General features: G+C 43.2%; 12 protein-coding genes. 11 read left to right on the forward strand and 1 reads right to left on the reverse strand.

The features are described 5' to 3' along the window. Positions 1 to 271: hypothetical protein (locus tag F6J99_RS34200; protein ID WP_293119799.1), on the reverse strand; the 271-nt coding region annotated here is incomplete at its 3' end. 245 nt (positions 272 to 516) lie between these two features. On the opposite strand from F6J99_RS34200, the gene F6J99_RS34205 reads away from it, so the two are divergent. From F6J99_RS34205 to F6J99_RS34250, 11 genes are all read left to right on the forward strand, one after another. Further along, positions 517 to 1389, forward strand: a complete 873-nt coding sequence (locus F6J99_RS34205; RefSeq protein WP_293119801.1) for a Pvc16 family protein — start codon at positions 517 to 519, stop codon at positions 1387 to 1389. Between the two features lie 28 nt (positions 1390 to 1417). Then, on the forward strand, positions 1418 to 2644 hold the full coding sequence (locus F6J99_RS34210) for a phage tail sheath subtilisin-like domain-containing protein (RefSeq protein ID WP_293119803.1): 1227 nt from the start codon (positions 1418 to 1420) through the stop codon (positions 2642 to 2644). A 185-nt stretch (positions 2645 to 2829) separates the two neighbouring features. Continuing rightward, positions 2830 to 3255, forward strand: a complete 426-nt coding sequence (locus F6J99_RS34215) for a phage tail protein (RefSeq protein ID WP_293119805.1) — start codon at positions 2830 to 2832, stop codon at positions 3253 to 3255. 45 nt (positions 3256 to 3300) lie between these two features. Then, the gene (locus F6J99_RS34220; protein ID WP_365974841.1) at positions 3301 to 3699 is read left to right on the forward strand and encodes a phage tail assembly protein; all 399 of its coding nucleotides are present in this window, start codon (positions 3301 to 3303) and stop codon (positions 3697 to 3699) included. An 8-nt stretch (positions 3700 to 3707) separates the two neighbouring features. Continuing rightward, the gene (locus F6J99_RS45815) at positions 3708 to 3872 is read left to right on the forward strand and encodes a DUF6760 family protein (protein WP_324611077.1); all 165 of its coding nucleotides are present in this window, start codon (positions 3708 to 3710) and stop codon (positions 3870 to 3872) included. Positions 3873 to 4113: 241 nt separating this feature from the next. Further along, positions 4114 to 4305, forward strand: coding sequence for a hypothetical protein (locus tag F6J99_RS34225; protein ID WP_293119807.1), 192 nt, complete (start codon positions 4114 to 4116; stop codon positions 4303 to 4305). Further along, complete coding sequence (locus tag F6J99_RS34230) at positions 4247 to 7255, forward strand: hypothetical protein (protein WP_293119809.1); 3009 nt, start codon at positions 4247 to 4249, stop codon at positions 7253 to 7255. Before F6J99_RS34225 ends, F6J99_RS34230 begins: the two co-directional genes overlap by 59 nt. 2 nt (positions 7256 to 7257) lie before the next feature. Then, positions 7258 to 7974 (forward strand): LysM peptidoglycan-binding domain-containing protein, encoded by a 717-nt coding sequence (locus F6J99_RS34235; protein ID WP_293119811.1) that lies wholly within the window; start codon positions 7258 to 7260, stop codon positions 7972 to 7974. 274 nt (positions 7975 to 8248) lie between these two features. Then, entirely contained in the window at positions 8249 to 9322 is a 1074-nt protein-coding gene (locus F6J99_RS34240; RefSeq protein WP_070391987.1) for a contractile injection system protein, VgrG/Pvc8 family, read from the forward strand. Continuing rightward, positions 9319 to 9966 carry a phage baseplate assembly protein V gene (locus F6J99_RS34245; protein WP_293119813.1) on the forward strand — a complete coding sequence of 216 codons (648 nt, stop codon included), beginning with the start codon at positions 9319 to 9321 and terminating at the stop codon, positions 9964 to 9966. The genes F6J99_RS34240 and F6J99_RS34245 overlap by 4 nt, the downstream gene beginning before the upstream one ends. 12 nt (positions 9967 to 9978) lie before the next feature. Further along, positions 9979 to 10374, forward strand: a complete 396-nt coding sequence (locus tag F6J99_RS34250) for a PAAR domain-containing protein (RefSeq protein WP_293119815.1) — start codon at positions 9979 to 9981, stop codon at positions 10372 to 10374. The last annotated feature ends 117 nt before the right edge of the window (positions 10375 to 10491 follow it).

The following is a 10491-nucleotide window of genomic DNA, read 5'->3' on the forward strand; positions in this document are numbered from 1 at the left end:
TCCAAAGCTCTCTTGCTATCCAGAGTTCCATTATTTCTCCTAGCTGCTGAGCTATGTGGACTCCATAATAGGAGAGCGCCAAAGCTGGATCCAGTACACAGATCCATTGCTTGGAATCAAGTTGGCTGAAAAGGGGAGTTATCAGCATTTTAAAGACCTCACTCCCATTAAAATAGCAGTTTTTAGAGCAATTCTGTAAATTACGGCTAGCCATCAATTTTATCTCCCCATTTCCCGATCTCCCCATTTCCCGATCTCCCCATCTACCCATCTACCCATCTCCCTATCTACAGAGGAATAGCGTTAATTTATCAATTTTGGATTTCACAAACAAGTCACAAAATTTTGCTAGTCCAAATCGATTAGTTCAAATGAGCTAGTTGAATTTGACTAGCTAGAAAACGTGACTTGTAGAGGATGTTTAAAAGAATTAATAATAAATAAGTTTTCAAACACGCTTTAGGCTTTGAGAGTCTGGTGCGTGGCTGCTAAGTAAATCCAACCAGGTCAGTCAGGATGATTAGCGATCTGAGTCAAGTGTTGAGAAGAATTTTGGAACAGACCAGCCTATCGTCGAGGTTTCCAGAATTAGCGGAGGCTCAAATTTCCTTTGAGCGTCCCTCAGAAACGTTTAGTCCTGGACAGACGACGGTGAATTTATTTCTGTACGATATTCGGGAACACCTGGAACTACGTAATAATGAACCAACGATCGAGAGGCGCAATGGACAGGCAATTATTCATAATCCTCCAAAGCGCATAGCCTGTTCTTATTTAGTAACAGCTTGGCCCATTGGTGGCGAAGAATTACCCCTGCAAGAACACCGATTACTCAGCCAAGTGCTGCAAGTATTCTTAGCCTATCCAACTATTCCAGAAATACCTTTTTTAGAAAATACCCGACTTGCTGGGCAAGAACCAGCCTTACCAATGGTAACTGCTCAACTAGATGGAGTACAAAGCACTGCTGAGTTTTGGACTGCATTGGGGAATCAATTACGTCCTTCCATCACAGTCACAGTAACCATTGCGATCAAGGAACTATTTGAGCCAGAGCCAACCCCGATTGTCATTACTCAAAATTGGCAATTAGGTGAGCGGATTTCACCATGCTCAGAACAACTGGTGCCAGGCACCGAAGAAGTATTTTTCCGGATTGGTGGGCGAGTTACGGATGCTGAGAATAAAGCTGTTGTAGGCGCAACGGTTATTTTGGTTGAGCGTAATCTCAGGGCAGACACTGATAAAGATGGACAGTACACCATCGGGGCAATTAGCGCTGGTGCTTATACCTTACGGGTGCAGTTAGACGATGCAGTACAGGAGGTTACTATCACTATCCCAGTAGAATCCCCAGCAAGTAATTACAACCTGGAGTTACAGCAGTAATTTTCGTGATTATCAAGGAGTAAGAATTATGCCACAGTATCTTTCGCCAGGCGTATATGTTGAATACGTGCCACCCGCTTCCCTACCCATTGCTGGAGTTGCTACCAGTGTCGCTGGGTTTATTGGTGTGGTAGCTGATAATGATGATTTTAAAATGCCAGATCAACCAGGACAGTTTCAAACGGATAATGAAGGTAACCCTGTTTTAGATGATGAGGGTAATCCTGTTCCTGCCCCGTATAAGCTGGCGACCGCAGGTGAACCAACATTAATTACCAGTTGGGAAGAATTCAAAACTAAGTTTGGTGATTTCCAAGAGGGCAATAAAATCTTAGCCCATGCTGTGTATGGCTTCTTCTTCAATGGAGGTTCCCGTTGTTATGTGCTGCGGGTTGCCGCTGCAACAGACATTGATGATAACCTGGTAGAGTTAGAGAAGTTTGAAACAGAGGATGAAATCACGATTGTTGCCGTACCTGGAGCAATAAGTCAAACTCAACACACTGCTATTATCGCTCACTGCGCCAAGATGGGAGATAGAGTGGCCATCTTAGATGGTGATGCGGACGACAAAAAACCGGTTGATGTAGATGTTATTCGTCCCGTTGGTCGTAGTCAGCAAGCCAGCTATGCTGCTATCTACTATCCCTGGATTAAAGTGTTTGATCCCGTTAGCAATGCCCCAGATACTACTATAATAATACCTCCTAGTGGTCATCTTGCTGGAATCTATGCTCGCAATGATGCCACCCGGGGAGTGTTTAAAGCACCTGCTAACGAAGTTATTGTTAATGCCCTCGATGTCAGTCGTCCCATTAGTAAAGCCCAGCAGGATGGTTTAAATCCGGAAGGGATTAACGTTATCCGTTCTTTCAAAGGCACCATTAAAGTCTGGGGAGCCCGGACTATGGCAGATGATGCTAATGCTGATTTTCGCTACGTCAGTACCCGTCGCTATTTCAACTACTTACAAGAATCTATTGATGATGGTACTCAATTTGCTGTCTTTGAACCCAATAATCTAGCCCTGTGGCAACGGATTAAACGGACAGTGGGGGATTTTCTGTTAAATGAATGGCGCGATGGAGCCTTGTTTGGGGAAACACCAGAGCAAGCTTTCTTTGTTAAATGTGACGCGGAAACCAATCCCAAAGAAGTAAGAGAGTTAGGCCAAGTCGTTGCCCTGATTGGGGTAGCCATTGTCAAGCCTGCGGAATTTGTTATCTTCCGCATCCAGCAAACCGCTGGTGAGTAATAAGCGCATTTATATCTGGGTTGTAAACACGCGAATTGCCGAAAAAGGCAAAAGGCAAAAGGCATGCATGCTAGAGGGGAAAGAGATCCGGAGTTTTATTTTAAAATAAAAAAATATCTCCTAGGTTTACATCTCCTCAACGAAACCCTATAAACTTTTGAACTAACTGGAAAGGAGATTTAGTCATGGCAAGAGTTGATCCGTATAAAAACTATCGTTTCCTAGTGGAGATTGATGGCATTGTTCAGGCAGGATTTTCTGAATGTAGTGGTTTTGGTTCTGAAGTAGAAGTCGTTGAATATCGTGAAGGTGGAGAGGATGCTACAGTACGTAAGCTGCGAGGGAAAGCCAGTTACCCTGACATTTCCCTGAAATGGGGAATAACCGATTCCCGTGAACTCTATGACTGGCACTTAGCCGCAGTCAATGGCAAGGTTGAACGCAAAAATGGTTCCATCATTCTGCGTGATGATACAGGACAGGAGAAAGTACGCTGGAACTTCTTCAACGCCTGGGCTAGTAAGTATGAAGCACCTAGTTTGGATGCTAAGGGAAGTGATGTTGCCATTAATACCCTAACCGTCAGTTGTGAACGTTTGGTGCGGGCATAAATTATGGGCAAACGAAACGTTTTCAGGTGATTAAACGGATTTGAAATGACTAATCTCACCATTCCTGAGCAAGCAACAATGCTGCAAACTGAGTATGAGTTTACATTACCAGCAGGTTATGTGGACAAACAGGGGAATTTACATCGGGAAGGGACAATGCGATTGGCAACGGCTGCTGATGAAATTGTGCCCCTGAAAGACCCTCGCGTACAATCTAACCCAGCCTATTTAATTGTCATTCTGCTATCTCGGGTGGTCACCCGCATCGGTTCTGTTGAAATGATTAACCCAAAAGTAATTGAAGGGTTATTTGCTTCAGACTTGGCTTATTTGCAGGATCTGTACAATCGGATCAATGGCAATGGCATGCGATCGCTCCAGATTATCTGTCCCCACTGTGAAAAAGATTTTGCCGTGGAACTAGATATGTCGGGGGAATCTTAGGCTACCCCCTGGATCAACTCCATCAGGAGGTAGCCTATCTGGCCTACCACTTTCATTGGCACTATGAATCTATCATGGCCATGGAACACAGTCAGCGGCGACGGTGGGTGGAGGAAATTGCCCAGATTAATCGGCGTTTGAATGCCCAAACCGGTCAGATAGAGTTTATCTGAAGGTTCACAAAATTAGCGATCGCTATTGAGCTGGGGTGCATCTGTTAAAAGCTACTTGACCTGGTGGGTGGAACGGGCATCTTGCCCGTTCAGATAGATTTTATCTAAAGGCTCACAGAATTAGCGATCGCTATTGAGCTGGGGTGCATCTGTTAAAAGCTACTTGACCTGGTGGGTGGAACGGGCATCTTGCCCGTTCAGATAGAGTTTATCTAAAGGCTCACAGAATTAGCGATCGCTATTGAGCTGGGGTGCATCTGTTAAAAGCTACTTGACCTGGTGGGTGGAACGGGCATCTTGCCCGTTACTGCTCCCTGCTCCCTACTCCCTGCTCCCTACTCCCTGCTCCCTGCTCTTTATATTGCAACAAAACGATGGAAGATTCTCCTTACAGTTCAACCTTAGGGCAACGTCTACAGCGGCGACTGGTTAAACCTGCTGGAGTCATTAATACCCAGCAGTTACATTCTCATTACCAAGCTACTCAAGGGACAGCGGGAAGACTTGTACAAAAGTCCATGTTACCGGAACAAGTAAAATTCCGTTATGGTTCTGGAGTTTTGCAGCCTACAGCCATCATGTCACGTCTTCAGCGACAGCGCACAGAATCAGCCGACGGTTTTGATGGGCAATGGCGAGTCAATCCTGACGGCTATTCAGGAACGGGAAAAACAGCTCAAACCTTTGTGCAGACTCAACCAAGAGCATTTCATAATAGTAGGGACAATAGTAGGAAAATTGTAGGGAAAAGTCCGACAGCAATAGGCGTTGCTGATTCTGGGTATGATTCCGCCCCCCTAGCCCCCCAATTCTGGGGGGAACAAAACTCTGAAAGTCCCCCAAAGTTGGGGGATTTAGGGGGCTTGACCAAAACCAGACGATCGCCCATTCATACTTCAATTCAGCAACGCCCAGCAATATCCCAGAAAGTAACAGTAATGACCAAGCCATTGGTCAAAGAAACTAACCACAACCAGACTACAACCCCAGTTTCATTGGTAGAAAAAAAGCCTAAGTCTGCTTCCTCTAGTCCCCTTGGGAAGACAATTAAGGACACTGGGGAGAAGGGAAGTAGCCAAGGAACACAACCACAGCTTAAGATTAATCGCAAAGCAACGTTGGCAGAAGTTAATACCTTATCACGTCATGAGTCTCATACTGTACAAGCGCAGAAAGATACTAAATCTATTACTAAATCTAGTACTAAATCTAGTACCAATCCTACAGTAACTCAAACTAAACCTGAAACCAGTAGCTCTTCGTCACCTCCCTACCCTGAAAAATCGGGAACGTTGCGGATTAGTCGAAAAGCAACCATGACAGCAGCTAATGCTAGTAATGTTGCTAGAGTTCAAAGTAAATCTATTCCAGATCTACCTCTTGCTCAAACCAATAGTCCATCATCTTCAAGTAGCGTTTCTAGAAAAGAGGATAGCTCAGATACGGTAATTCAAACCAAAATTATCCCGAATCAAGCCAAATCAGTTAAGATTACCTCTCCAGGTGATTCTTTTCAAAACTCAGCTCAAGATTTACCTCTAGCTAAAACTACAAGTGCATCATCCCCAACTACAGTGTCTAGAAAAGAGGATAACGATGATACTGTAATTCAAGCTAAACTCTCGCCAAGTTCTGGTAAACTAATCTCTGAAAGTCCCACCATAAGTAAAGCTAGTCATTCCCAAACTATAAGTCACAGTAACTCTAGTCCAGATTTACCTCTAGCTAAAACGGCAAGTGCCTCATCCCCAAGTCAAGTATCTAGAAAAGAGGATAGCTCAGATACAGTAATTCAAGCTAAACTCTCGCCAACTTCCGGTAAACTAATCTCTCAAAGTCCCACCATAAGTAAAGCTAGTCATTCCCAAACTATAAGTCACAGTAACTTTAGTCCAGATTTACCTCTAGCTAAAACTACAAGTGCATCATCCCCAAGTCAAGTATCTAGAAAAGAGGATAACGAGGAGACTGTAATTCAAGCTAAACTCTCGCCAACTTCCGGTAAACTAATCTCTCAAACTCCCACCCTAAGTAAAGCTAGTCATTCCCAAACTATAAGTCACAGTAACTTTAGTCCAGATTTACCTCTGGCTAAAACGGCAAGTGCCTCATCCCCAAGTCAAGTATCTAGAAAAGAGGATAACGATGATACTGTAATTCAAGCTAAACTCTCGCCAAATTCCGGTAAACTAATCTCTGAAAGTCCCACCCTAAGTAAAGCTAGTCATTCCCAAACTATAAGTCACAGTAACTCTAGTCCAGATTTACCTCTGGCAAAAACTACAAGTGCCTCATCCCCAAGTCAAGTATCTAGAAAAGAGGATAACGAGGAGACTGTAATTCAAGCTAAACTCTCGCCAACTTCCGGTAAACTAATCTCTCAAAGTCCCACCATCACTCAAGCTAGTCATTCCCAAACTATAAGTCACAGTAACTCTAGTTCAGATTTACCTCTGGCAAAAACTACAAGTGCCTCATCCCCAAGTCAAGTATCTAGAAAAGAGGATAACGATGAAACTGTAATTCAAGCTAAACTCTCGCCAAATTATGGTAAACTAATCTCTCAAAGTCCCACCCTAAGTAAAGCTAGTCATTCCCAAACTATAAGTCACAGTAACTCTAGTCCAGATTTACCTCTGGCTAAAACTACAAGTGCCTCATCCCCAACTACAGTATCTAGAAAAGAGGATAACGAGGAGACAGTAATTCAAGCCAAAATTATCCCGAATCAGCCCAAATTAGGTCAGATTACCTCTCAAGGTGATACCATAAGTAAAGCTAGTCATTCCCAAACTATAAGTCACAGTAACTCTAGTCCAGATTTACCTCTGGCTAAAACAAATAGTCCATCATACCAAAGCACGATTCAAGCTAAAAATCAACCTTTAAGTAAAAGAATTATCCAAACCAAACTAGCAGAAACAAACTATCAACCAACTGGTATCATACAGAAACAGCAGGGAAATTTACCTGTACAACTATCCCAAAAAGCCTCAATTGCTAGTAACCCTAGTTTAGTTTCCACAACCCCTACCCAGTTATCTTCCTCATCTGAGTTAAACAGGGTTTGGCTGAAAACTACCAATACCATCGAGGCTAATACCATAGAGGCTAGTAAAGGGTTATCAACCACAAGCTCCCATCATCAGAAACTGCCTCTACCTCTAGCAATCACCCAAATAAAAACAAATGGAGCGATCGCACGTCAAACCAATGCAGTGGAAAACTCTACGGTTCAAGCAAAGTCGGGAAATGCCACAACCCCGATGTCTACCCCAGAAACAGCACCAGCATCAGGGATAGATTTAACCAAAGTGGCTGAACAAGTCAGTCGTATTCTGGCTCGTAAACTAATGGTAGAAAGGGAACGTCGGGGGATATAAAAATGACACTATTACAACAAATATTAAAGAAGCTACTTTTAGAAAAATTGACCATTACTCCTTTCAAAAAAAAGGAGGAACAGTACACAAGGTTGGATCCAATTTCAGTGCAATTCAATCCAGAATCTTATTCTATCAGTAAAACAGTCAACTGGGGACCAGTGGACAACTCCACTGGAGAAGAATGCAAAACCCAAAGAAAGGTTAATGCCCCCACGGTCCAATTTAAAGGAGGAGGTAGTCGTCAGCTAACTTTGGAACTGTTTTTCGATGTCACTGAAAGCCTTATTTTTGAGGATGTGCGACAAGAAACCAACAAAATTGTGGCTCTAACTCGCATTGAGCGAGATGAACAGCATCCGCCAGTTTGTGAAATTTCTTGGGGTAACGCTCCTGTTGGTTCCGATTTCCCTTTTATTGGTGTCATTACCAGTTTGACCCAAAACTTTACCCTCTTTAAAGGCAATGGTCAACCCCTCAGAGCTAATTTAAACGTTACTGTCCTAGAATTTCTCGGTCCATTAGCAGACAAACATAAAACCGATCCTGAACTTACCACTCATATTATTAAGGGTGGCGATACCTTAAGCGATATATCAGCCCAATTTTACCGAAATCCTAAACTTTGGCGCATTATTGCCGAAGCTAATCAACTCGATGATCCACGTAACTTAGAAAAATACATTGGTCAAACCTTAACTATCCCAAAATTAGGTTGAGAGGAATGATATATAGCATTTCTGTAAGCTATCAGCTATCAGCTATCAGCTATCAGCTATCAGCTATCAGCTATCAGCTATCAGCTATCAGCTAATAGGTCATGAACAATCTTGCTGATTTTTCATAACACCAAAAAATCCTCCAAGCTCTTTCATAATGCTCCCTGCTCCCTGCTCCAAAAATCCCTATATACTTGATTCACTCTTGCCTTTTGCCTCTTGCCTCTTGCCTTTCCCTAAGAGATTCTGTTCACAACTCAAATAGAAATGATCTATGCCAGTTGCTAACCGCGAAAGCCCTCTTGTTCCTAATTTTGAGATTATCATCAACGGCTCACCGTTGCCTGTGGAAGCGGAATTGCACGTCATTAGTCTTACCGTTGACCATGATGTGAAATTACCAGGCATGTTTACACTGGAACTTACAGATTCAGATACTAAGCAAGAAGAAACGACTTGGATTGATGACGAAAAACTCTTTGCCATTGGCAATGTTGTAGAAGTTAAACTCGGCTATGATGATGATTTAGAAACCCTAATTATTGGTGAAATTACCGGCATAGACCCAGAATTTGCCTTTGATAGACTGCCCAGGTTAACGGTGCGGGGTTATGACCGTCGCCATCGTCTCCAGCTAGGTAAAAAAACCCAAACCTTCCTCCAGCAGAAAGATAGTGATATTGCTGCCAAAATTGCTAGGGATGCAGGACTTACGGCTAAAGTTGAAGATAGCCAGGTAGTGCATGAATATATTTTACAAGCCGAGCAAACGGACATTGAGTTTTTGCAACAGAGAGCCAAACGGATTAACTACGAAGTAGTTGTTGAAGATAAAACCCTATTTTTCCGACCTGTAGGTAATGCCGAAAGTGAGATTCTAACCCTGAGCTTTGAGGATGACTTGATGGAATTTTATCCCCATTTATCTTCTATGGGCCAAATAAGTGAGTTAACAGTGCGGGGTTGGAATCCTAAAGAAAAGCAAGAGATTGTTGGACAAGCAAAAGTTGGGGATGAAGTTTCAAAAATGGGGGGAAAAAAAAGTGGTGCTGCCCTGGTTGAAGACGCTTTTAGTACAGCAGTTGTTCAAGTAAGCGATCGCCCAGTATTAACTCAAGCAGAAGCAGATCAATTTGCCAAAGCCCGCTTCAATAATGTCGCACTGACCTTAGTTACTGGTGAAGGGGTTTGTTGGGGGCGTACAGATTTACGAGCAGGCAAAGTCATCAAGATTGAGGGCTTAGCAAAACGCTTCAACGGTCAGTATTATGTCACTGCCACTGTTAATCATTATCACGCCCAGTCGGGATATCGTACCCATTTTACAGCTCGGAGGAATAGCACATGAAGTTATTTGACCTATTAACTGATACGGGGCAAAGGGAAGCTCATGCTTCTCGTATTTATGGTGTCGTAGTTGGTGTAGTTACCAACAATGAAGACCCAGAAGGACTAGGTCGGGTTAAAGTGAAATACCCCTGGCTAAGTGATGAAGACGAAAGTGACTGGGCGCGGGTAGCTACACTAATGGCAGGAAATGAAAGAGGGATTTATTTTTTGCCAGAAGTAGATGACGAAGTATTAGTAGCTTTTGAACATGGTGATGTACGCTTGCCCTATATTATCGGGTCTTTGTGGAATGGTAAAGAATTACCACCAGCAACTAATGAAGATGGTGCTAATAATATCCGGGTAATCAAATCCCGTAGCGGTCATGTCATCCGTCTCAATGATGAAGAGGGGGCAGAAACTATTGAAATTGTGGATAAAACCGAGAAAAATAGTATTATTTTTGATACAGCTAACAACACCATTGCTATTACCACCGATGGCGACATTACTTTATCAGCATCTCAAGGTAATATTAAACTAGAGGCACAAAATATTGAAATCAAATCTTCAGCAGATACCAAAGTTGAATCCGGTGCAGCAATGGATATTAAAGCCAGCAGCACCATGAATCTTAAAGGTCAAACTATTAATCTCAACTAGTCTAATTTAATTATGGGACAACCAGCAGCCAAACAAGGGGATCAAATTACCGCTATTGATACTCATATTGTGATCGTGCCGGGACCACCTCCGACACCAACTCCCCTACCTCATCCTTTTACGGGCATTATCAATGGCAACCTCAGCAGTGATGTCAACATTATGGGAATGCCAGCAGCAACTGTAGATAGCACTGCGGATAATACCCCACCTCATATTCCCACACCTCCTGGCACTTCCTTTCAAAGTCCTCCTGCTAATAAAGGAACCATTAAAATTGGTAGCCCAACGGTAAAAATTAACGGTAAACAAGCAGCCAGAAATGGAGATATTGCTGAGACTTGTAATGATCCTGCCGATTTACCAGTGGGACAAGTAATCGCAGTAGGTACGGTGTTTATTGGCTGAAAAGGAGAAGATGGGATCCCCCCTAACCCCCCTTAATAAGGGAGATGAGATCCCCCCTAACCCCCCTTAATAAGGGAGATGAGATCCCCCCTAACCCCCCTTAATAAGGGAGATGAG

Source organism: Moorena sp. SIO4G3, assembly GCF_010692305.1.
Lineage (GTDB): Bacteria > Cyanobacteriota > Cyanobacteriia > Cyanobacteriales > Coleofasciculaceae > Moorena > Moorena producens_A.

What these genes read in the sequence shown, in the direction of transcription:
- F6J99_RS34205 (WP_293119801.1), top strand. Translation starts at nt 517, where the DNA reads ATGATTAGCGATCTGAGTCAAGTGTTGAGAAGAATTTTGGAACAGACC.
- F6J99_RS34210 (WP_293119803.1), top strand. Translation starts at nt 1,418, where the DNA reads ATGCCACAGTATCTTTCGCCAGGCGTATATGTTGAATACGTGCCACCC.
- F6J99_RS34215 (WP_293119805.1), top strand. Translation starts at nt 2,830, where the DNA reads ATGGCAAGAGTTGATCCGTATAAAAACTATCGTTTCCTAGTGGAGATT.
- F6J99_RS34220 (WP_365974841.1), top strand. Translation starts at nt 3,301, where the DNA reads ATGACTAATCTCACCATTCCTGAGCAAGCAACAATGCTGCAAACTGAG.
- F6J99_RS34230 (WP_293119809.1), top strand. Translation starts at nt 4,247, where the DNA reads ATGGAAGATTCTCCTTACAGTTCAACCTTAGGGCAACGTCTACAGCGG.
- F6J99_RS34235 (WP_293119811.1), top strand. Translation starts at nt 7,258, where the DNA reads ATGACACTATTACAACAAATATTAAAGAAGCTACTTTTAGAAAAATTG.
- F6J99_RS34240 (WP_070391987.1), top strand. Translation starts at nt 8,249, where the DNA reads ATGCCAGTTGCTAACCGCGAAAGCCCTCTTGTTCCTAATTTTGAGATT.
- F6J99_RS34245 (WP_293119813.1), top strand. Translation starts at nt 9,319, where the DNA reads ATGAAGTTATTTGACCTATTAACTGATACGGGGCAAAGGGAAGCTCAT.
- F6J99_RS34250 (WP_293119815.1), top strand. Translation starts at nt 9,979, where the DNA reads ATGGGACAACCAGCAGCCAAACAAGGGGATCAAATTACCGCTATTGAT.